21 protein-coding genes are annotated in these 21,470 nt (G+C 44.8%); 7 read left to right on the top strand and 14 right to left on the bottom strand.

From position 1 onward, the window contains the following. Positions 1-47: 47 nt before the first annotated feature. Positions 48-929, top strand: a complete 882-nt coding sequence (locus AC0VYI_RS19690) for a MerR family transcriptional regulator (RefSeq protein WP_475445015.1) — start codon at positions 48-50, stop codon at positions 927-929. Between the two features lie 154 nt (positions 930-1,083). After that, positions 1,084-1,323, top strand: a complete 240-nt coding sequence (locus AC0VYI_RS19685) for a DUF2061 domain-containing protein (protein WP_199474158.1) — start codon at positions 1,084-1,086, stop codon at positions 1,321-1,323. Positions 1,324-1,424: 101 nt separating this feature from the next. On the opposite strand, the gene AC0VYI_RS19680 is transcribed toward AC0VYI_RS19685, so the two are convergent. Continuing rightward, positions 1,425-2,771, bottom strand: coding sequence for a sodium-dependent transporter (locus tag AC0VYI_RS19680; RefSeq protein WP_475445014.1), 1,347 nt, complete (start codon positions 2,769-2,771; stop codon positions 1,425-1,427). A gap of 494 nt (positions 2,772-3,265) precedes the next feature. Between AC0VYI_RS19680 and ectA the strand changes: the two genes are divergently transcribed. From ectA to AC0VYI_RS19655, 5 genes are all read left to right on the top strand, one after another. After that, positions 3,266-3,754 carry a diaminobutyrate acetyltransferase gene (gene ectA, locus AC0VYI_RS19675; RefSeq protein WP_325097251.1) on the top strand — a complete coding sequence of 163 codons (489 nt, stop codon included), beginning with the start codon at positions 3,266-3,268 and terminating at the stop codon, positions 3,752-3,754. Between the two features lie 64 nt (positions 3,755-3,818). After that, positions 3,819-5,132 carry a diaminobutyrate--2-oxoglutarate transaminase gene (gene ectB / locus AC0VYI_RS19670; RefSeq protein ID WP_199474164.1) on the top strand — a complete coding sequence of 438 codons (1,314 nt, stop codon included), beginning with the start codon at positions 3,819-3,821 and terminating at the stop codon, positions 5,130-5,132. 187 nt (positions 5,133-5,319) lie between these two features. Further along, positions 5,320-5,709: an ectoine synthase gene (locus AC0VYI_RS19665; RefSeq protein WP_067013657.1), complete on the top strand. Its 390-nt coding sequence runs from the start codon at positions 5,320-5,322 to the stop codon at positions 5,707-5,709. A gap of 80 nt (positions 5,710-5,789) precedes the next feature. After that, on the top strand, positions 5,790-6,788 hold the full coding sequence (gene thpD / locus AC0VYI_RS19660; protein WP_475445011.1) for an ectoine hydroxylase: 999 nt from the start codon (positions 5,790-5,792) through the stop codon (positions 6,786-6,788). A gap of 87 nt (positions 6,789-6,875) precedes the next feature. Continuing rightward, on the top strand, positions 6,876-8,315 hold the full coding sequence (locus AC0VYI_RS19655) for an aspartate kinase (protein ID WP_199474168.1): 1,440 nt from the start codon (positions 6,876-6,878) through the stop codon (positions 8,313-8,315). 144 nt (positions 8,316-8,459) lie between these two features. Here AC0VYI_RS19655 and AC0VYI_RS19650 read toward each other — a convergent pair whose 3' ends face one another. The 13 genes from AC0VYI_RS19650 to urtB all read right to left on the bottom strand — a co-directional run bounded on the left by AC0VYI_RS19650 (position 8,460) and on the right by urtB (position 21,358). After that, positions 8,460-10,679 (bottom strand): bifunctional diguanylate cyclase/phosphodiesterase, encoded by a 2,220-nt coding sequence (locus tag AC0VYI_RS19650; protein ID WP_475445009.1) that lies wholly within the window; start codon positions 10,677-10,679, stop codon positions 8,460-8,462. Positions 10,680-10,897: 218 nt separating this feature from the next. After that, on the bottom strand, positions 10,898-11,482 hold the full coding sequence (locus AC0VYI_RS19645) for a HupE/UreJ family protein (RefSeq protein WP_199474172.1): 585 nt from the start codon (positions 11,480-11,482) through the stop codon (positions 10,898-10,900). A 28-nt stretch (positions 11,483-11,510) separates the two neighbouring features. After that, the gene (ureG, locus tag AC0VYI_RS19640) at positions 11,511-12,155 is read right to left on the bottom strand and encodes an urease accessory protein UreG (RefSeq protein WP_199474173.1); all 645 of its coding nucleotides are present in this window, start codon (positions 12,153-12,155) and stop codon (positions 11,511-11,513) included. A gap of 150 nt (positions 12,156-12,305) precedes the next feature. Next, on the bottom strand, positions 12,306-12,983 hold the full coding sequence (locus AC0VYI_RS19635; protein WP_475445006.1) for an urease accessory protein UreF: 678 nt from the start codon (positions 12,981-12,983) through the stop codon (positions 12,306-12,308). Then, positions 12,961-13,407: an urease accessory protein UreE gene (gene ureE / locus AC0VYI_RS19630; RefSeq protein ID WP_067341716.1), complete on the bottom strand. Its 447-nt coding sequence runs from the start codon at positions 13,405-13,407 to the stop codon at positions 12,961-12,963. The genes AC0VYI_RS19635 and ureE overlap by 23 nt, the downstream gene beginning before the upstream one ends. A 25-nt stretch (positions 13,408-13,432) precedes the next feature. Continuing rightward, complete coding sequence (ureC, locus tag AC0VYI_RS19625) at positions 13,433-15,139, bottom strand: urease subunit alpha (protein ID WP_475445004.1); 1,707 nt, start codon at positions 15,137-15,139, stop codon at positions 13,433-13,435. Next, a complete protein-coding gene (locus tag AC0VYI_RS19620) occupies positions 15,139-15,456 on the bottom strand; it encodes an urease subunit beta (RefSeq protein ID WP_475429285.1) in 318 nt (105 codons plus the stop codon). Before AC0VYI_RS19620 ends, ureC begins: the two co-directional genes overlap by 1 nt. Before the next feature lie 24 nt (positions 15,457-15,480). Beyond that, positions 15,481-15,783 carry an urease subunit gamma gene (locus AC0VYI_RS19615; RefSeq protein ID WP_067013674.1) on the bottom strand — a complete coding sequence of 101 codons (303 nt, stop codon included), beginning with the start codon at positions 15,781-15,783 and terminating at the stop codon, positions 15,481-15,483. Between the two features lie 181 nt (positions 15,784-15,964). Then, positions 15,965-16,906, bottom strand: coding sequence for an urease accessory protein UreD (locus AC0VYI_RS19610; RefSeq protein WP_199474186.1), 942 nt, complete (start codon positions 16,904-16,906; stop codon positions 15,965-15,967). Between the two features lie 66 nt (positions 16,907-16,972). Continuing rightward, positions 16,973-17,704 carry an urea ABC transporter ATP-binding subunit UrtE gene (gene urtE / locus AC0VYI_RS19605; protein WP_475445002.1) on the bottom strand — a complete coding sequence of 244 codons (732 nt, stop codon included), beginning with the start codon at positions 17,702-17,704 and terminating at the stop codon, positions 16,973-16,975. After that, a complete protein-coding gene (gene urtD, locus AC0VYI_RS19600) occupies positions 17,701-18,573 on the bottom strand; it encodes an urea ABC transporter ATP-binding protein UrtD (protein ID WP_475445001.1) in 873 nt (290 codons plus the stop codon). Before urtD ends, urtE begins: the two co-directional genes overlap by 4 nt. Further along, positions 18,570-19,736, bottom strand: coding sequence for an urea ABC transporter permease subunit UrtC (gene urtC / locus AC0VYI_RS19595; RefSeq protein WP_199474189.1), 1,167 nt, complete (start codon positions 19,734-19,736; stop codon positions 18,570-18,572). Before urtC ends, urtD begins: the two co-directional genes overlap by 4 nt. Further along, complete coding sequence (urtB, locus tag AC0VYI_RS19590; protein WP_475444998.1) at positions 19,733-21,358, bottom strand: urea ABC transporter permease subunit UrtB; 1,626 nt, start codon at positions 21,356-21,358, stop codon at positions 19,733-19,735. The genes urtC and urtB overlap by 4 nt, the downstream gene beginning before the upstream one ends. Between the last annotated feature and the right edge of the window lie 112 nt (positions 21,359-21,470).

The raw sequence follows: 21,470 nt of genomic DNA, 5'->3' as shown, positions 1-21,470 counted from the left end.
TTAGTTCGAAGATCTTGGCTTAATAGGCTTGAAGGAGAGATCGTTAGGTGAAAAATGATTTGAATGAAGAGGACGTAGACCTATTTGCTATCCGCACTTTATCGGAAAAGACAGGAGTAAATTCTGTGACCTTGAGGGCTTGGGAGCGACGTTATGGTTTGTTGAAACCAAAACGAACTGCAAAAGGCCATCGCTTGTACAATCTGAATGATGTGCAACGTGTTGAAGCCATTGTCCATTGGATTCAGCAAGGTGTTTCTGTTAGCAAAGTACGTTCTTTATTGGACAAAGGGGCATCGTTGGAGAATCTGGAACTCTCCAACGAGTGGTTAGATTGGCAAGATCAGTTGGTAACAGCCTCATGTGTATTTGATGAGTACAAAATAGAGCGCTTATACCAACAGATTTTCTCTCAATATCCTACATCAATCGCTGTGCGCAATTGGATCGTTCCCAGTCTTGATAAGCTGGCCCGACTAGCGGCCGGTCGCTTTTGCGAAACCGTTCTGACGGCTTGCTTGTCCTCTCGGTTAATGACATTAAAGGATCAACAAAAAGCGGCTCCTAAGGTGTTGATCACTGGGTTGTTGGGGCAACGCACTTTGTGGTGTTTTGTCGCCGCCGCCATGCTCAATGACCAAGGTTATTCCTGTGCTGTTATGCCCATGATGACCACTTATCAAGAGCTTAATGAGCTTGTATTGGGGGTTGATCCTCAGGGCGTGATTGTATTTGCAGAAGGAGAGTTTATTAGCAATATTGATGACTCGGTAACTATGATGTCTTCCTGGAATAGACCCACTTCTGTTATTGGGGCCGGTTTCTGGGTGGCGTTGCAAGAGAGCAAATCAGTATTAGCCAAGTCGGTTTGTGCATATTCTGAGCCATTAGAAGGGATTTTAGGATTTGCCTTATCCAAGTCTTATTAATTGAGGCATAGCTTCTTCTATCAATGATCGATATGCATGAATGATTTTAATAAAATATCTATTAGAACTATGCATACAATGTATTTAGTTAATTAAAAAATCTCCTCTATTATCAAAGCCATCAAAAGAGCTTAGAAAAACAGAGGAGATTCACATGACGAAAACACTTACTTTTGCCGTGATGCACTTTACCATTGCCTTTACGGTTGCCTATGTTATTACCGGAAGTGTGTTGGTTGGTGGTGCGGTGGCTCTTATAGAGCCTGCCATTAACACCGTGGCTTTTTATTTTCACGAGAAAATTTGGGCACGTTATTCAGGATCAAAGAGTCAGGCCATGTTAGTGAATATTGTCGAATCAGCCAGTGAGAGTTATGCGCTAAGATCCATGTAATCTGAGTGCTTGTTTGATCATGTGATTTGACGTTTTTATAAAAAAGCCTCATTTACCTATAGGCAAATGAGGCTTTGATGTGTTTGCTGAACCGTTTTTAGTTAAAGGTTTAGAACAAAAACGATAGCAACAGCGATGGGACTTATGACCATCACGCTTATTTTCCAATATGAGAAAAATAGCTTAGAGACCGATAGCTCTTCTTCAGAGAATTTTGATTTAACAGCCCAGCCAGCGAATAGTGCGGTAAAGATACCGCCAAGAGGTAACATGATATTCGCCGTCGCATAGTCTAAGAAGTCAAAGATATTCTTACCGAAGATGGTAATGTTGCTCATAAAGTTAAAAGAACCAAGACAAGCGATACCAAGTAACCAAACGATGAAACCAATGGCGATGGAAGCAGTAATACGTTTGATCTTCATGCGTTCCACGATAAAAGCAACGGTTGGCTCCATCAATGAGATAGAGGATGTCCAAGCGGCGATGCCCACAAGAACAAAGAATAGGAAACCAAACAGTTGACCAAAAGGCATTTGCCCAAAGGCAACGGGTAAGGACATAAACATCAAGCCTGGGCCTGCGGCAGGATCCATTCCATTAGCGAAAATCACAGGGAAAATACACAAGCCAGCAACCAGCGCAACCAATGTATCCAAAGCGCCAATGGCGATCACGGTACTACCAATAGACGCTTTCTTTGGCATATAGGAACCGTAAGCCATCATGGTGCCCATGCCAAGAGATAAGGTAAAGAAAGAATGGCCTAAGGCAACTAACACAGCACTCCAGCTTAATTTACTGAAGTCAAAATCAAACATGAAATGCCAACCAGCGGAGAAGCTTTTTGTGCTCATGGCATAACCAAGCAGAACAAGCAGAAGGATGAAAAGCGCAGGCATCATAATACGAGTTGCCATTTCAAGTCCCTTATTGACACCTCTGGCTACCACAAACACTGTCATAACAACGAACAAGGTATGCCAGCCAAGTAGGGTCATGGGATCGGCTAGTAGGGCTTTAAAAGTGGCATTGGCCTGATCGGATGTCAGTCCAGCTAGCTCTCCTGTGGCCATGGCTTTGATATAGTTCAATACCCACCCTGCGACAATGGAGTAGAAAGAAAAAATCATAATGCCCGTGAACATACCAACGATGCCAATGAGGCCCCATGCTTTAGTCTGACCGGACTCCTCTGCAACATCCTCCAGAGAGTCGACGGGGTTTTTTCTACCACGACGGCCAATAAAGACCTCAGCCATCATGATAGGAATGCCCACAAACAAAATACATACTAGATAGACTAGAACGAAGGCTCCGCCGCCATTTTCCCCCGTGATGTAGGGAAATTTCCAAATATTTCCAAGGCCGACAGCAGAACCCGTTGCCGCCATAATAAATACCCATCGGCTCGCCCATGAGCCCTGACTAGATGTCTTTTCTTGCATAATAATCTCTAAAAAAGTTGAAAGTTAAACAGCAATATCACGCCGCCCCCTACAAACAACTTACATTGAGAGCGTTGCGAGTCATGTTGTTATGCAAGGTTCTCTCATTACCATTAAATGGTGATCGGTTCGATTTGTGGGGTCTGGCTTTGTTAAGGGGCAGGATTCTCCAAATTTTGTCTCGTTCATGCAACAAAAAAACGACATTTTTTATTTTAAGTCGATCTTTCTGCAATGCCTTATGCCTTAAGGGGTTCCGTAAATACACCAAGTTCTCTTGAAGAGAATATTACTCAACAAAACATTAGTTCTCTAAATAATAGCTGGACATATGTTTAAATCTGTTTAAAATTGTTAGACATCAAATCACTTTTCCAGGTGTTGAGTGATAAATGAATTATTTATCCTCCGTAATACGGGGGTTTTATGGGTGTTTGTGTATTTGAGAACACTCATTCATTAAAGAGATACTTTGTTTTCTAATTTATTGAGGTGTGGTTTTGAATAACATAGAGCTTATTAAACCAAGAGCAGAGCATGGTATGTTGATTAACCAGTTGGTTGCTAGTTGTCCACCACTGGATACCAATTCGGTGTACTGCAACTTGCTGCAAGCAGATCACTTTAGTGAGACAAGTGTCTCAGCAATGCTAGAGGGTCGTTTAGTTGGCTTTATTTCTGGCTACTTGATTCCAAATCGAACAAATACCTTGTTTGTATGGCAGGTGGCGGTTGGTGAAGCTGCACGAGGTCGAGGTTTGGCGAAAAAAATGCTGTCGGCTTTATTAGAGCGCCCAATTTGTTCCGATGTGGCTTATATAGAAACCACTATTACTAAATCCAATGGGGCGTCTTGGGCACTGTTTCGCAGTATGGCTAAGCAATTAGGCGCACCGTTAGAAGACTCAGTTCAATACGATAAAGATAGTCACTTTCAAGGAAAACATGACACAGAATTTTTGGTTCGTATCGGCCCTTTTTGATGAGGCCTCTGTTCCCTGTTCTGTTTGTTGATTTGCATAAATTTAATTAAGAGGAAGTATTAGCATGAAAATTTTTGAAGAGCTTGAATCGGAAGTACAATCATACGCACGTTCATTCCCTCGTGTTTTTCATCGTGCCCAAGGTGCCCATTTGTTTGACGAGGATGGCAACAAATACATCGACTTCCTAGCAGGGGCTGGTACGTTGAACTATGGCCATAACAACCCTGTTTTCAAAGAAAAACTGATTGAATACATTATGGAAGACGGCGTAACTCACGGCTTGGATTTGCATACCAAAGCGAAAGCCGCCTTTTTGGAGAGTTTTAATGAGTATATTTTAAAACCCCGTAATCTGGAGTATATGGTTCAATTTACTGGACCCACAGGAACAAACGCCGTTGAAGCCGCATTGAAGCTTGCTAGAAACGTAACAGGCCGTGAAAACATTGTGAGTTTCACGAACGGTTTCCACGGTTGTAGCTTGGGTGCCCTATCGGTAACGGGCAACTCTCATCACCGTGGCGCCGCTGGTACCAGTTTAGGTGCCGGTGTTTCAACCGTTCCTTTTGATGGCTACCTTGGTGATGGCATTGAAACCACGGAATATTTAGACAAAGTATTGTCGGATTCAAGCAGTGGTGTTGACCTTCCCGCTGCGGTTATTGTTGAAACAGTTCAGGGTGAGGGCGGTATTAATGCAGCCAGCTTTGAATGGTTACAGAACCTTGAAGCTGTTTGTAAAAAACACGAAGTGCTACTGATTGTTGATGACATTCAAGCCGGTTGTGGTCGTACAGGTACTTTCTTTAGCTTTGAGCCTGCGGGCATCAAGCCTGACATCGTTACCATGTCGAAGTCAATTGGTGGTTATGGTCTGCCATTTGCCATTGTCCTTATGACACCTGAATTGGATCAATGGAAACCAGGTGAGCATAACGGTACTTTCCGTGGTAATAATTTGGCATTTGTCACAGCAAAAGCCGCCATTGATACTTTTTGGCAAGACAATACCTTTGAAAAAGAGATTCAGCGCAAAGGGGATTACATCCTGAAACGTACTCAAGCCATTGTGGATAAATATGGTGAAGGTAACTTTACTCTACATGGACGAGGCATGATGCGCGGTATCAATTGTGTAAGTGGTGAGCTTGCCGGAAAAATTACCCACAAATGTTTCCAAAATGGCCTAATGATTGAGACATCTGGTGCGGATGATCATGTTGTTAAGTTCCTTTGTCCTTTGATTATTAGCGACGAGGACCTCAAGCAAGGTATTGACATTCTTGAGAACGCAATCAAAGAAGTGTGTGCTAAAGAAGACGACATGCCAGAAGCGAAAAGCTATTTTGATGAAAACTACGACATCGCCGTATAACGTTGTTGTTGAAAAAGGCTACACACTCTTTAAAAAGCGCTGTCGTAAGTAGAGTGTTACCGTAAAAATTAATTGGTATGACACACCGAGCTTAAGAGTGAGTTAAAGGGGTAGGTCAACAACCTTAGGTTATTAAGGTTGTTGACCACCTGATTTAAATTGTGAAGATCGTTTATAGGAGAATACAATGTTTGCACGTGATTTAGCTGAATGCGAAAAGACCGAACGTCGTGTCGTTTCCCCTGATGGAAATTGGGAAAGCACTCGTTTACTGCTAAAAGAAGATAACATGGGTTTTTCTTTCCACATTACGACGATTTATGAAGGCAAAGATTTTGATATGCATTATCAAAATCACTTAGAGTCCGTGTATTGCATCTCCGGTGAAGGGGAAGTGGAAAGCCGCGAAACGGGTCAAAAACACCATATCAAACCCGGTGTTGTATATGTTTTAGATAAACACGATGCCCATACTTTACGAGCTTTTAAAGAGCTTAAATTGGCATGTGTGTTTAATCCACCGATTACAGGCAAAGAAGTGCACAACTCAGAAGGCGCTTACGAGTTGTTAGATTAATAAAACATCTTTTAATCTACTCAAGTAAAGGTACAAAGCTCATTTCGTTAACATAGAGGAGTATAGAAGGAGGAGCGATAATGTCATCGTCGGCGTATGTTCTAGATAGTGGGTCTCCTGAGGTATTGGGGCAAACTAAATGGAGTGTTACTACTGATGAAGTATTGAAAAAAGATAGGGTAGTCGATGATTATCCATCTAGACAATATCAGAAGCCTACGTATTTCAATCGCAAAGACCCCGTTATTTTCTCTGATGATCGACAAAAAGCGCCTTTAGATGAGGCGCTTTTAGATCACTATGAAAAAAACGGCTTTTTATTTCTAGATCATCTTTTTAGCGAAGATGAAGTCGCAAAAATGCAGCAATACATGCAGTGTTTGCGAGATGATGAGTTTATTAAACAACGTGAAGAGAGTGTCACGGAAGCCAACAGTGGCGACATTCGTTCGGTATTTGATGTTCATAAACTGAATGATTTTTTTCAAAGCGTTGCCGAAGATCCGAGACTGGTAAGAATCGCGGAATACATATTAGGAGATCAGGTTTATCTCCATCAAACCCGCTTAAATTACAAGCCAGGGTTTAGAGGGAAAGAGTTCTATTGGCATTCTGATTTTGAAACCTGGCATGTGGAAGATGGTATGCCGAGAATGCGAGCTCTGAGTATGTCCATTACCCTCACTCCTAACGACCATAACAATGGTCCTCTTCTTGTCATTCCAGGGTCACACCATACTTATATTTCTTGTGTGGGGGAAACACCAGACAATAACTATCTGTCATCGTTAAAAAGACAAGAAGTAGGCGTCCCAGATGATCAAACCGTACAAAACTTGGTGAAGTCATATGGTATTGAGGCCGCCGTGGGGCAACCGGGGCGAATTATTTTATTTGATTGCAATTTATTGCATGGCTCCAACGGTAACATTACCCCCGCGCCTCGCTCAAATTTGTTCTTTGTTTACAATGCTTTATCCAATCGTGTTGGCAAACCGTTTGGTGATACTAAGGTAAGACCAGAATATATAGCCGCCAGAGACAACATTAGGCCGTTGAAAAAAGTGATTAATACTTAAACTTTTTGCAGCCTTATGACAATATAGCGGCAGTTTAGATTTTGGCTGGAGATTGCTCTTCAGCCCCTTAATAAATTGGGTTTAATGATGGGACTACATACAGTTGAAAAAATCGGTGGTACGTCCATGAGCGACTACCACTCTGTACGCGATAATATCGTGTTTAAACCAGCTCAAACGAATGACTTATATAACCGCATTTTTGTAGTATCGGCTTATGGTGGTATTACAGACCAATTGCTTGAACATAAAAAAACCGGTGACGCTGGTGTTTATGCTTATTTTGCCAAAGAGCGAAATCAAAAGTCTTGGTCAAAAGCGCTGAAAGATGTGCGGGCTGCCATGCTAGAAATTAATCACTCGTTATTTGAAGGTACTTTGCTGGAAGAAGCGAATTACTTTTTGAATCGCCGTTTGCAAGATGCTCAAGAGTGTTTAGAAGACCTCCATCGCCTGTGCCAACATGGTCACTTTTCGATCAGCGAGCATTTGGCAACGGTGCGTGAAATGTTGGCAAGTCTTGGTGAGGCACATAGTGCTTGGAATACTGCAACCTTATTAAAACGTGATGGTGTTAATGCGGTATTTGTTGACTTGACTGGGTGGAATAGCCCTTGCCATATGTCTCTTGACGAGCGAATAATCGATACATTTAAGGACATTGACCTGTCTACTCAGCTGCCTATTGCAACAGGCTATGCTCATAGTGAAACAGGTTTAATGTCAACATTCGACCGGGGATACAGTGAAATGACCTTTAGTCGAATTGCGGTTTTGACCGAAGCTCGTGAAGCAGTTATTCATAAAGAGTTTCACTTAAGCAGTGCGGATCCTCGACTGGTAGGTGAGAACAAGGCAGTGCCAATAGGCCGAACTAACTATGATGTTGCCGATCAACTGGCTAATTTGGGGATGGAAGCGATTCACCCTAAAGCGGCAAAAGGGTTACGTCAGCATAATATCGCGTTACGTGTGAAAAACACCTTTGAGCCAGAACATACAGGTACCTTGATTACGGGTGATTACGTCAGTGATGAGCCTTGTGTTGAGATTATTGCCGGTTCTCGTGGTGTGTTTGCGGTTGAGATCTTTGACCAAGACATGGCAGGCGATATTGATCAGTTCGATGTGGCGATACTGAAAGTGATGCGTCAGTTTAAAGCTCACATCATTGCCAAAGACATTAATGCCAACACTATCACTCATTATCTAGGCGTGAGTCTAAATACCTTGAAGCGGGTGATGAAAGTATTGCATGAAAAATTCCCTGATGCGGAAATCTCTCAGCGTAAAGTTGCCATTGTATCTGCTATTGGTAGCGATATGAAAACCACAGGTATGTTGGCAAAAGCAGTGAAAGCCATTGCTGAACAAGAGATTAACGTGCTTGCAATGCACCAATCTATGCGCCAGGTGGATATGCAGTTTGTTGTGGAAGAGGAAGACTACGAGCAAGCAATTTGTAGTTTGCACAAAGAACTTGTCGAAGTGCACGAACATGGTCGGGCTATCTGTCTTGCTTCCTAAAGCAAGCCTGATATCACCGGTGGTCATTGATTACCTGTTATTGCCTGTCTAAAGGGGATGCGTTAAAAAGGTTAAAAAGAGAGTGAGAGCTTGCTCTCACTCTCTGACGTGTACTAGCTCAGAGTTGATCTGACGTTTTCCCCTTTAGGCATCTTGTCCAAGGTTTTTTCTATAGGCTTGTTTGTTTTTTTCGACTAATGTGTTGAATGCGGCTTTGGGTAAGGGGCGGCTAACAATGTAACCTTGACCATACTCACATGAATAATCTTCTAATAGACGCCACTGAGTTTCATTTTCAATCCCTTCTGCGACCACATGAATGCTTAACTTGTGTGCCATGGCGATAATGGCTTCGACAATTTTTTTGTCATTTGGGTTGGTTTCTAAATCATCAACAAAGCTTTTATCTATTTTTAACACGTTGACGGGTAGGTTTTTCAACTGACCAAGAGAGGAGAATCCTACACCAAAATCATCAATAGCGATGCTAATCCCCATATTTTTAAAGGTTTGTAGAATATTACTTGCTAAGGTGATATCACTGAGTAACGCGGTTTCTGTCACTTCAAAACCTATTTCTTTTGGCGATACTTGGTATTGATCCAGTAGCTTGGAGACTTGTTTGACCAGTTTGGCATCCCTGAGTTGTAAGGCGGATAAATTGATGTGTATACAGATGGGACTTAACCTGTATTGATGTCGTTGGGCAATAAATGCAATGCTGGTTTCAATGACCCAATACCCTATGTCGATAATCAATCCTGTTCTTTCTGCTAGAGGGATAAAGGCGTCAGGCCCAATCCGCCCTCTTTCTGGATGGTGCCAGCGAATCAGGGCTTCAGCAGAAAAGATCTTGCCATTGGATAAGTTAAATTGCGGTTGGTAAAACAACTCAAACTCATTTTTGGTTAAGGCTCTGTGTAACTCATCCTCCTCCAATATATCTTTCATGGTATTGTCTTTAATGTTTTTTGTATAAAAAGCGTACTGGTTTTTTCCTAATTGCTTCGCTCGGTATAGAGCCATATCTGAGTGTTGCATGATACTGATTAAGTCTTGCCCATCATCTGGGACCATTGCAATCCCTAATGATGTGCTCATCATAAAGTGATGTTTGTAAATGGTGACGGGTTTTTGGATGATTTGTAAAACCTGCTCGGCGTATTGACTCACTTCGTGATGACCATCGACATCACTTAAATAGATGCAAAACTCGTCACCGCCAAGACGAACGACATGACTTTTCTGGTGAGGAATTCTAAGCAGTCTTTCTGCGACTAGTACCAAAACTTGGTCTCCAATATCGTGTCCAATGGAGTCATTAATTCTTTTAAAATTATCCAAGTCGAAATAGATGAAAGCGGAGCGTCTTACCTTCTTTTTCTGTTTGAAAATGGTGTGTTGCAGTTTATCGGTTAAAAAACGTCTATTGGGCAGACCCGTTAATGGATCCTCATAAGCAAGCTTTTCAAGCTCTTGGGTTTTTTCATTCACCAACCGTTTTAGGCGAGTAGGCTGCAGCAGCATATAAAAGAAAAATAAGGAAATTAACGCCGGTATCACCAGTGCCAGTGTATAGCGAAACTGCATCTCACCAAGGACGTTTTTAGGTATGCTGTGGCTGATTCTTAATTGCCATTGACCAGATGGTAGAGAAAGGTATCTGGTTGAAAACAGTTTGCCGATTGGTTCGGAGGACTGAGCTACTACAATGGGATGGGAAGGCGTTTTAAAGTAGAGTATTTTGTATTGGTAACCTTGTTGTTCCAAATCGCTAAAACGGCTATTTGAAATAAGTACATTGAGATTGATAACGGCGGACACAAAGCCCCAAAAATAGTTTTCGTGCTCACTGTTTGTGATGCTCACAGGGACTCGGTAGATTACCGCTCTTCCTCCCTGAATAAGTTGAACAGGGCTTGTTAGAATGGCTTTATTATAACGAATTGAAATGTCTGTCAATTCGTTATATGGAGGGCTTTTTAGGATATTTAGTCCGATAGCCGCTTCGTTTCCTTTTGGCGGATAAATTTTTTCGATAATGCCCTTTGGTGCCAACTGCAGGCTCGATATACTGCTGATAGAGTTAATTATGTTTTTTGCGTATTTATTAAAATAGGGCATATAACCCTGATTCAACTGGATGTTGTAAGCCAGTATCTGAGTGCTGGTAAAGGTAAGCGATAAGTGGCGCTGTAGAACCGCTTTTTGATCCTGAATCACGCTATCGAGTAAAATTTTCTGTTCATGGGTGAAGTAGCTGTTATAGGTATGAACGAAATAGATAGAAGCAGTTGATAACAGTGTAAATAGACACAAACAGATGGCGGCGACAAAAGGAAAACGAATTTTAGGTAAAATCAAAGACAGTCCTCGCCCGTGTATTTTAAAGAGAATGAGCTAACGATCATGAGTACAGAGGATTTTTCGTCCTATAAAATCATCTTATCTTATGGTACATGAAATATAATGCTTTTAATCTAGCTAAAATGGGTGATAAGTAAAAGAAAAACGTTGACTAGTTTGACTAGACAACGTTTTCCTGAAAACAGCTTAGTCTGCTGCTAAAGTCGATAAGAGGGTTAAGCGATTGCCATAAACACGCCAGCTGCTGCAATCATGCCGCCTGTTACACGCGTTATGATTGGCATTTCAAGACGAGCAAGAATCAAACCTAATCCCATACCGACCACGTGTAATAAAGCCGTTGCTAGCGCAAAGCCCAGCGCATACTCAGCACCATGTGCGTTTAGTGGCATTTCCATACCGTGGGCGGCACCATGAAACAAGGCAAAAACGCCCGCAATAGCCATACAAACTTTCACATCAAAGCGAACAGAGCCAATTAAAAGGGCCCCCATTAGTACAACGGACAGTAAAATACCTTCTTCAACAAAAGGAACTCGCATGCCGGCCATTGCTAACGCACCGCCAATAATCATTGTCCCCACAAACGCAGCAGGAACGGCCCATAAAGCACGACCTCCCATGCTAGCAGCCCAAAGTCCAATAGCGATCATAGCGAGTAAGTGGTCTAAGCCGCCCATTGGGTGCATAAACCCTGTGGAAAAACTGGTTGATCCATCATGTCCTGGGTGAGCTAGGGCAAGCGTGGGTAGCATCGTGATAAGAGCGGTTAATCCTATTTTTAGCGTAGAACGACGCATAGTAAATCTCCTGAATAAAATCAATGGGTTAAACCACCGCTCTTGCGGCTGGAATGGTTTTGGATTCTAACATACCTTCTTTAATAATGAGTTGAATGATTTGGTCTAAGCCTTGGGCATTTTTCAAGTTAGAGAAGACAAAAGGCCGTTCGCCACGCATCATCTTCGCATCTCGATCCATGACCTCTAGAGAAGCGCCAACTAAAGGAGCTAAATCGGTTTTATTGATGATCAACAAATCAGATTTGGTGATACCAGGGCCGCCTTTACGTGGGATTTTATCTCCAGCGGAAACGTCGATCACATAAATGGTGAAATCGGATAATTCAGGGCTAAAGGTTGCGCTCAAATTATCGCCGCCGCTTTCCACAAAGATCACATCCAACTCACCGTGACGCTCTAGAAGCTGATCAATGGCGGCAAGGTTCATTGAAGCGTCTTCTCGAATCGCCGTATGCGGGCAACCACCGGTTTCTACACCAATAATACGATCGGCATCCAAGGCTTCGTGCTCGGTTAAAAACTTTGCGTCTTCTTGGGTATAAATATCATTTGTGACGACAGCAATATTGTAATGGTCGCGAAGGGCAGAACATAACGAGCGTAGTAGGGCAGTTTTGCCCGAACCAACGGGGCCGCCGACACCAACGCGTAAGGTTTGTTTTTTACTCATAATTTTTTTCCTTGTTGTCACTTGAAATAAAAAATAGTCTGTTTGTTCTAAAACCCCACTCTAGCCCTCCCCTTAAAAAGGGGAGGGAACGATCTTTCTCAGATCTGAAATTCCCAGTTCCTCTCCCTCATCGAGCAGGTTAGGAGGGGGTTAAGAACGAAACAGCCGTGAATATTGTGTTTCGTGAAGCGAACTGGCGATGGCAATGGCTGGTAAGCCTGCACCAATTCTGTCTTCCTCAATGTTTTTCCCGTGTGCAATGGCCTCATTGATATCCGTCTGTAGCTCGCCAAGCAGTTCTTGTGCTTGGGTTTGTCCAAGAGGAACCAGCTTAGTCGCAGCAGCCACTTGGTTTTCTAGCCAAGACCAGGTAAATCCCACTGCCGCTAGGTCGGAATCGATCTGCCAATAGTTCGCGGCAATGGCAAATAAAGTGACAAAGCTGATGTCTTCCAAACGAACAAAGGGGATTTCAATCTGAAGGCTGCGCATTAATCGAGCCAGTGCTTCACCCATGGCGGTATCGTTTAAGCGCAGCTCTTTGGTTTCACGACAGGCCAAGGCTAAGTCATTCAATTCCAGCAAACGTGGTATATCTTGTTCTCTCGCGGCTACCATGCAGAGTCGTAAAATAGGTAAATCCACACGAGCAACCGATTGCTGAAGCTGCAAACTGATCCAGTTGGACACATCCGCTTTGCGCTTGATCCAGCCTTGGTCAATGGCGTACTCCATACCTTGAGAAAACGCATAGCCACCCACTGGCAGACTGACACTGCTTAACTGCAAGAGGCGCAGTAAGCTGCTATCCGTGGTGGTGATGACCATGGCTATAGGCTCCAGACTCTGGGATAAACACCGCCTCTTCATGGCTAATCACTAACCCCAGCATGTGCAACATTTCTTCTAGCACATGGTCCGGCTTAATGCGTAACCAACGTTCGCCAATTTGGATCTTGGTATGACGATTACCAAGGTGATAGCAAGCTTTGGAAAAGGCTTCCCAGTCGTCGCAACTTGCGTGGGCCACGTCTTCAACGGCACCTTCTATCTGCACTATTTTGTTGCATTCAGATTTGAGAAACTCCCCAACTTGGAGCGGTTTGCCGCGTTCTAGAAAAACACGAATATCTTCGCCATTTTCGCCTACTAACTTTAAGCGACCACGATCTCGTTGCTCGTGGGTCAAAATGACTTTGGTGTAGACTTCATCGTGGCAGTGTGTGCCTAAGCGTTCATAAATATCCAGCATCTTGTGTTCCTTTAAATAGACGTTCCTAGAATAAACAGTAAAGTTGAGCAAGCGGTAACACTTCAGCAGGCTCACAGGTCAGCAATTCCCCATCGGCACGTACTTCATAGGTTTGCGGGTCGACTGTAATATTGGGCAACCAATCGTTATGCACCATGTCCAGTTTGGAAATGTTGCGGGTGTTTTGACAAGCTACTAAGGTACGATCCAGCCCCAGTTTTTCTTTTAGTCCATTATTCAGTGCGGCTTTCGAGACAAAGGTCACAGCAGTCGCTGCCGCTGCTTTGCCAAATGAACCAAACATAGGGCGGTAGTGAACGGGTTGCGGTGTTGGGATCGACGCATTTGGGTCACCCATCGGCGCACTGGCAATCATGCCGCCCTTAATAATCATTGACGGTTTGACACCAAAGAATGCTGGCTTCCATAACACCAAGTCCGCTAATTTCCCCGGCTCGATGGAGCCTACTTCGTGACTGACGCCATGGGCTATAGCAGGATTAATGGTGTACTTGGCGATATAACGACGAGCACGGAAGTTATCCGCTCCCAGTTCTTCATCTTCTGGTAGCAAACCAAATTGCTGTTTCATCTTATGAGCAGTTTGCCATGTGCGAGTAATCACTTCGCCAACACGGCCCATGGCTTGGGAGTCAGACGAAATCATACTGAACGCCCCCCGGTCATGAAGAATATCTTCGGCAGCAATGGTTTCTTTACGAATACGAGAATCGGCAAAGGCTACGTCTTCTGGAATATTGCTGTCCAAATGGTGACACACCATCAACATATCCAAATGCTCATCCACGGTATTGCGTGTGTAGGGTCGAGTTGGGTTGGTGGAGGAAGGCAAGACATTGGGGTTGGAGCACGCTTGGATAATATCTGGTGCGTGTCCACCACCTGCGCCTTCTGTATGATAAGTGTGAATCACGCGGTCTTTAAAGGCGCCAATGGTGCTGTCGACAAAACCGGACTCGTTCAAGGTGTCGGTGTGAATGGCCACTTGCACATCGTATTTTTCCGCGACACTCAAGCAGCAATCAATGGACGCGGGTGTGGTGCCCCAGTCTTCGTGAAGTTTTAAACCAAAGGCGCCTGCTTCAAGTTGTTCTTCTAAAGCTTCTGGTAAACTAGCGTTGCCTTTGCCGAGGAAGCCTAGGTTCATGGGCATGCTGTCTGTGGATTGTAGCATTTTACCTATGTACCAAGGCCCTGGTGTACAAGTGGTTGCATTAGTGCCTGTCGCAGGACCTGTACCACCGCCGAACATGGTTGTGACGCCAGAGGTCAGCGCTTCTTCAATTTGCTGTGGGCAAATGAAGTGAATGTGTGCATCGATGCCACCGGCGGTAAGGATCGAGCCTTCTCCAGCAATCACTTCCGTCCCTGGCCCAACCACAATGTCTACATTGTCCTGAACATCTGGATTCCCCGCTTTGCCGACTTTGACAATACGGCCTTCTTTGATGCCAACATCGCCTTTTACTATGCCCCAGTGGTCTAGCACTAGAGCATTGGTGATGACCAGATCTACGGCGATGTCATTGGTGACTTGGCTCTGTCCCATACCATCACGGATGACTTTACCACCGCCAAATTTCACTTCATCACCATAGGTGGTGAAATCTTTTTCCACTTGAATCCAAAGGTCAGTATCCCCTAAACGCACACGATCTCCCGTGGTGGGGCCGAACATTTGGGCGTAACTTTGTCTATCCATCTTTGCCATTATTCTGCTCCTACCAATGTGCCCATGACGTCAGCACGAAAACCGTAGATGGTTTTGGTACCTGCGTATTCCACCAATTCCACTTCCCGGCCTTGGCCTGGCTCAAAGCGAATGGCAGTACCCGAAGCGATGTTGAGTCGAAAGCCTTTGGCAGACTCACGATCAAAAGAGAGAGCGGGATTAACTTCGTAGAAGTGGTAATGGGAGCCAATTTGAACAGGGCGGTCTCCAGTATTTTCGACACGAACTTTGATGGTTTTACGGCCAACATTGAGCTCAATGTCCCCTTTAGCAACTTGTATTTCACCTGGAATCATGATGCTTTCCTTTTAAAAAAGAACCTAGTTGATAGGGTTGTGAACAGTGACTAACTTCGTTCCATCAGGGAAGGTGGCTTCCACCTGAACCTCATGAATCAAATCCACCACACCGTCCATCACTTGATCGGCACTTAATAAAGTCTTGCCATAGCTCATTAGCTCGGCAACGGTTTTACCATCGCGCGCGCCTTCAATGATTTCCATGGTGATGTAAGCCATGGCTTCAGGGTAATTCAGTTTCAGACCACGGTTTAAGCGACGTTCGGCAAGCAGAGCAGCGGTGAAAACAAGAAGTTTGTCTTTTTCTCTTGGGAGTAATTCCATCTTAAATGCCTTTTTCTGTCTTTCGTTATTAGTTGTTAATTTCTTAACCCCCTCCCAGCCTCCCCCTGATACAAGGGGGAGGAGTAAACGGTTCCCTCCCCTTAATAAGGGGAGGGCTAGGGTGGGGTTCTATTTGCTTTAACCCCCCTTCCAATCTCACCCTTAAAAAGGGGGAGGGGTGTTAAGTTGCCCAAATTCTCGGTTCACAGGCCTCTTTGTTAATCAAAGCTGGGCGAAGGAGGTGCCAGCATTGAGTGAATAATTGTTTTACCTGTTCGCTATCATGATGAATACAACGCACCATGATAAAGTCGTCAACTAGGGTTGCGCCGCTTAGTGCAGGATGGGCTTGGCATAAGCCACGTAACGCATCGATAAGTTCATCATAATTGTGTTTTTGGTCAAAAGGGCCTGCAATCATCAGGCCATTTACTGGTTTGTTGTCTAGCCCCGCTTTCGCTGTAAATATCTCTCGGCTCTGGTCGTCAATAACGAGTCGTTCACGTACTTTTAGGCGACCATTTTGATAAATCTGCAAGCCTTGCTCGGCGTGGCCTGCTTCAAAGGTTTCTTGGTTCGCTGGTAAGCCAAAACAGGTAATTTCCCAGCCAATGAAGGTTGCATTACCGGTGAGATTAATACGGTTTTCTAGGCGAACATGGGCGTTTGGGTAGAGAATGGTCTCCTGAGGTAACCATTCCATAATGCTGTCGTGAGCAACGTTCAACTCAATGATTTGATGCTGTAGGGTTTTGTCTTCACGGGCACGATAAGCACGCCCAGCACCTGGCGTGGTGATGAGCGTGTGGGTGTTTTCCGCGAGATGGGCGGTGATGGTTAAGCGATCTCCCGAGACCATACCGCCAGGAGGATGCAGCAGATAAATATGGGCGACTGCTGGGCCTTCAGGGTAAAAGGGTTTTTGAACATAGAGTGGGCCTTGGTGATCGCAGGTTTTCAGGACTGTGCCACGGGCGGTTTTGGCTAGCCCTAAGGTTAAAAAAGCATGCCAAGATGAGGCTTGCTTATCTGGCCTTGTGACTGGTGATGTGTTGCCTTGGGGATCGGTTCCATCTTGGAGAGCGGTTTCATCCACCAAGGCAAGATTGTGTTTGTTGTTCATCGATTCCCTAATGTTTTGGATATTGCGGGTCTAGTCTTTGCAAACATGGGGTATGAAATAAAATTTTCACACGGCGAGATACTGTTTTATCAGTTTCTCATCAAGTTTGTCCATATCATCAGACGCGACAATACGACCTTTTTCCATTAAACGGAACTCTTTACCAACACGTTTTGCAAAGCCTAACTTCTGCTCCACCAGAATAACGGTGAGGTTTTCTTCTTTATTGAGCTTGAGAATGACATCACCAATTTGCTTTACAATGTTTGGCTGAATCCCTTCGTTAGGCTCGTCTAGAATCAGTACTTTGGGTTCAATTACTAAGGCTCGACCGATGGCAAGTTGTTGTTGCTGGCCACCGGACAAATCGCCACCACGGCGATGCAGCATGTCTTTTAACACCGGAAAAAGCTCAAAAATTTTATCAGGGATGTCCTTTGGACTATCTTGTAGTGTTCCTTGTAGAGAATCTTTAGCGCGCTTGCTGCGAACGGGCAAACCAATGCGCAGGTTTTCTTCTACGGTGAGCATGGGGAAAATATCGCGACCCTGTGGTACATAACCTATGCCAGCGTAGGCGCGTTTTTCAGCACTTTGCTTATTTAACACCTCACCATCCATGGTGATTTCGCCACTTTGGATGGGGAGTAATCCCATAATGGCTTTGAGTAGTGTGGTTTTTCCGACACCGTTGCGGCCCATGATGCAGGTAATAGAGCCCGGTTTGATTGTTAAATTTAATCCCCAGAGGATTTGTGTGCCACCGTATAATTGATCGACATTGTTAATGGATATCATACTTCTTCTCCTGTCGCTGTGCCGTCTTCGCTTTCGCCAAGGTAGACCTCAATCACATCTTTGTTGTTCTGAATCTGATCCATCGTGCCTTCAGCCAGTACCGAGCCCTGATGTAGGACCGTGACCGTTCGTGCGATGCTGCGCACAAATTCCATATCGTGCTCGACGACAATGACGGTGCGTTCGCCTGCAAGGGAGGTTAGTAGCTCAGCCGTGCGCTCGGTTTCCTGTGGTGTCATACCCGCGACGGGTTCGTCAATCAGCAAAAGTCTAGGATCAGATGCCAATAGCATGCCGATTTCCAGCCACTGTTTTTGTCCATGAGATAGAGCGCCAGCCAGCATAAAGCGTTGCTGCGCTAAGCCGATGATTTTTAACACCTCATCAATACGATCTATTTGCGTGGAGGTTAAACGGGAAAACAGGGTCGGTAGCACACGTTTATCGGTTTTCAGTGATAGTTCCAAATTATCGAATACGGTTTGCTCTTCAAATACCGTGGGTTTTTGGAATTTACGACCGATACCGAGTTGAGCTATTTGCGCTTCGTCTTTGCTCAGCAAGTTTTGGGTTTGACCAAAATACACTGTGCCACTGTCGCATTGGGTTTTGCCTGTGATCACATCCATCAAGGTGGTTTTGCCGGCTCCATTGGCGCCAATCAAGCAGCGCAATTCACCATCGTTCACATAGAGGTTAAGGTTGTTGAGGGCTTTAAAGCCATCAAAACTCAGGTTCAAACCTTCTACATAGAGAATGATGTTCTTGTCCACATTCACTTTGTTGTTTTCTGGGGCAAGAAACGGCCACACTTGATCGGGGCGAAACGTCTCACGTAAGCTGCCTACAGCGTTATCAATCGCTCTCATGCGTTAGACTCCTTGACAGATGCGGTGGTGTTGGCGGGTGGTGTTGGTGGCGTTTTTGAGCCGCGTTTACTCATAAGCTGTGCGTATACGCCTACCAGTCCTTTGGGTAAATACAAGGTGACGAGCACAAACATTGCTCCCAGAGCGAACAGCCAAGCATCCGGCATAATGGCGGTAAAGCGGGTTTTCGCATAATTAACTAATAGGGCACCAATGATCGCCCCAATCAAGGTGCCTCGACCACCTACTGCTACCCAAATGACCATTTCAATGGAGTTGATGGGAGAGAATTCGCCCGGGTTAATAATGCCCACTTGTGGCACATATAACGCTCCGGCAATACCCGCAATGACTGCGGAGAAGACAAACAACCACACTTTATAATGATCGGTTCGATAGCCAATAAAACGCGAGCGGGCTTCGGCATCGCGAATGGCTAGAATTACCTTACCAAAACGGGAGGAGAGGATTTTTTGGCTGATGACAAAAAGCAACGCCAGAATGACACCCGTAATGGCAAAGAGTGCCACACGGGTATGATCCGATTGCAGATCAAAACCAAGGATGTCTTTAAAATCCGTTAAGCCATTATTGCCACCAAAACCCATCTCGTTACGAAAGAAAGCCAGCATCAACGCATACGTCAGTGCTTGTGTCATGATGGACAAATAGACGCCCGTCACACGGGAACGAAACGCCAGCCAACCGAACACAAACGCCAATAGGCCAGGGACGAGCACTACCATGATCATAGCAAGCCAAAAGTGATCCATGCCGTGCCAGAACCAAGGTAACTGCTTCCAACCCAGGAAGATCATAAAATCGGGTAGGTTAGGGTTGCCATACACTCCACGGTCACCAATTTGACGCATTAAATACATCCCCATGGCGTAACCGCCCAAGGCGAAAAAGGCGCCATGGCCTAAGCTTAATATTCCGCAATAACCCCAGATAATATCCACAGCCAATGCCAGCATGGCATAACACAAATACTTACCCAGTAAGGTGATGGAGTAAGTACTCACATGGAAGACGGAGTCTGCAGGCAGTAATAAATTAGACAAACAAGCAAAGGCGGTGAGCGCCAACAAAATCACCACAAACGGCATAGTGTGCTTGCCAGAGGTGCGTCCAGCGGAAAAATACTGACTAAGACGGCTCATTCTGCGGCCCTCCCTTTTTGTGGAAAGAGTCCTTTAGGACGTTTTTGAATAAAGAGAATAATGAACACCAGTACTAAAATGGCAGACAATACCGCACCTGTGATGGGTTCTAAGAACTTGGTGGCAATCCCCAATGAAAAAGCCGCTACCAAGGTGCCTAATAAGTTACCGACACCACCAAAGACCACCACCATAAAAGAGTTGATGATGTAGTCTTGTCCTAAATTTGGCCCGACGTTGGTCAGTTGGCTTAAGGCCACGCCCGCAATGCCTGCGATACCGGAACCTAAGCCGAATGTCATGGCATCCACCCAGGCGGTTCGAACCCCCATGGCTTTTGCCATATTGCGGTTTTGTGATACCGCTCGAACGTTTAAACCCAATGAGGTTTTCTTCAGCACCATCACCAGAACGAGAAACACCAAAAGTGAAAAAGCCAAAATGTACAAACGGTTTAGTGTAAGGGAAAACACTGGATTGATTTCCCAAGAGCCGCTCATCCAACTGGGTGAGGACACTTGACGGTTTAAGGGAGAGAAAATTGTGCGCACCAGCTGTTGCAGAATCAAGCTGATACCAAAGGTTGCCAGTAAGGTTTCCAATGGACGGCCATGAAGATGACGAATCACCAATCGTTCGATTAATACGCCGACCGATCCCGATACCAAAAAGGCTGCTGGGATCGCCACCCAGATAGAATAGTCAATGTAATTTGGCATCATCAATTGCACCACATACGTGGTGTAAGCGCCGAGCATGATCATCTCGCCGTGAGCCATGTTAATCACGCCCATGACACCAAAGGTAATTGCCAGGCCAATGGAGGCTAGCAACAAGACAGAACCAAGGCTCAGACCAAAGAATAATTGGTTTAAAAAGTTAAAGCGTTCCACTCGTTGGGCAATGTGTTTAAGTGCCGTTTGGGCGGCGCTCTTAATGGCAGGATTATCTTGATAGGTTAAGGTCGTCAGCGTATTACGTACATCGTTTTCCAAGCTGGTGGACAAACGGTCAATGGCAGCGATACGGGTTGAGTCAGGGAGATTGGTTTGCGATGCGGTATTCATGGCTAAGGCCAAGCCCATTGTCTCTTTCACCTTTTTATTGGGTTCATTCGGATACAAACGCTCCAGTGTGGTGATCGTATCTTTATCCAAATGGGCCAATAGCTCGCGTACCGCAGCTTCTCTGACGTCTGGAGAAGCGGCGGTTAAATGCACTCGCGCAATGGCATTACGCAAATACCCGCGCAAGCGATTATTAACGCGTATTTTTTTCAGGTCGTCTTCACTGATACTGGGCATCATGACATGGCTGTATAAACCTTTGTAAAGACGTTGTCCCGACTCTTCTGTTGCGACAACAAGTTGACGATTGGCTTTAATAAAGTACAAATCACCATTCATCATGGCATGGAACAGTGGCACCATGGATTCATCACTGACAGCTTCTAGCTGTTTCAGGATGGGCAATAATTTATTGAGTTTTGCTTGAGTCAGATCAAGCACCAAAGGGGCGATGTTTGCTGGTGGTTGATTGGCGGTTGTACCGGATTCAGCGCCTTGCGCCAGTGGGGCCAACAACCCAAAAAGGCAACAGCAAAAGGCAAGTAAATGTCTCAAAGCGATACTCCATGGAATGGTTATGAAGGGGCAAAAAGATCGAGATGAATAGGATGTAGTAATGACCTCGTACCGTGAGGTAAAAGGGCTCTCTGCTAACCGCTTAGAAGAG

The organism is Marinomonas sp. 63XJN7_9_ISO-PGPR-S23-217 (assembly GCF_056173515.1).
Note: the sequence above shows the minus strand (reverse complement) of the source record. Positions and strands in the feature narration are given on the sequence as shown.

Bases quoted from the DNA above. Each gene is read 5' to 3' on its own strand.
- AC0VYI_RS19685 (WP_199474158.1), top strand. From the start codon at position 1,084: ATGACGAAAACACTTACTTTTGCCGTGATGCACTTTACCATTGCCTTT.
- AC0VYI_RS19680 (WP_475445014.1), bottom strand. From the start codon at position 2,771: ATGCAAGAAAAGACATCTAGTCAGGGCTCATGGGCGAGCCGATGGGTA.
- ectB (WP_199474164.1), top strand. From the start codon at position 3,819: ATGAAAATTTTTGAAGAGCTTGAATCGGAAGTACAATCATACGCACGT.
- AC0VYI_RS19665 (WP_067013657.1), top strand. From the start codon at position 5,320: ATGTTTGCACGTGATTTAGCTGAATGCGAAAAGACCGAACGTCGTGTC.
- thpD (WP_475445011.1), top strand. From the start codon at position 5,790: ATGTCATCGTCGGCGTATGTTCTAGATAGTGGGTCTCCTGAGGTATTG.
- AC0VYI_RS19655 (WP_199474168.1), top strand. From the start codon at position 6,876: ATGGGACTACATACAGTTGAAAAAATCGGTGGTACGTCCATGAGCGAC.
- AC0VYI_RS19645 (WP_199474172.1), bottom strand. From the start codon at position 11,482: ATGCGTCGTTCTACGCTAAAAATAGGATTAACCGCTCTTATCACGATG.
- ureG (WP_199474173.1), bottom strand. From the start codon at position 12,155: ATGAGTAAAAAACAAACCTTACGCGTTGGTGTCGGCGGCCCCGTTGGT.
- AC0VYI_RS19635 (WP_475445006.1), bottom strand. From the start codon at position 12,983: ATGGTCATCACCACCACGGATAGCAGCTTACTGCGCCTCTTGCAGTTA.
- ureE (WP_067341716.1), bottom strand. From the start codon at position 13,407: ATGCTGGATATTTATGAACGCTTAGGCACACACTGCCACGATGAAGTC.
- ureC (WP_475445004.1), bottom strand. From the start codon at position 15,139: ATGGCAAAGATGGATAGACAAAGTTACGCCCAAATGTTCGGCCCCACC.
- AC0VYI_RS19620 (WP_475429285.1), bottom strand. From the start codon at position 15,456: ATGATTCCAGGTGAAATACAAGTTGCTAAAGGGGACATTGAGCTCAAT.
- AC0VYI_RS19615 (WP_067013674.1), bottom strand. From the start codon at position 15,783: ATGGAATTACTCCCAAGAGAAAAAGACAAACTTCTTGTTTTCACCGCT.
- AC0VYI_RS19610 (WP_199474186.1), bottom strand. From the start codon at position 16,906: ATGAACAACAAACACAATCTTGCCTTGGTGGATGAAACCGCTCTCCAA.
- urtE (WP_475445002.1), bottom strand. From the start codon at position 17,704: ATGATATCCATTAACAATGTCGATCAATTATACGGTGGCACACAAATC.
- urtD (WP_475445001.1), bottom strand. From the start codon at position 18,573: ATGAGAGCGATTGATAACGCTGTAGGCAGCTTACGTGAGACGTTTCGC.
- urtC (WP_199474189.1), bottom strand. From the start codon at position 19,736: ATGAGCCGTCTTAGTCAGTATTTTTCCGCTGGACGCACCTCTGGCAAG.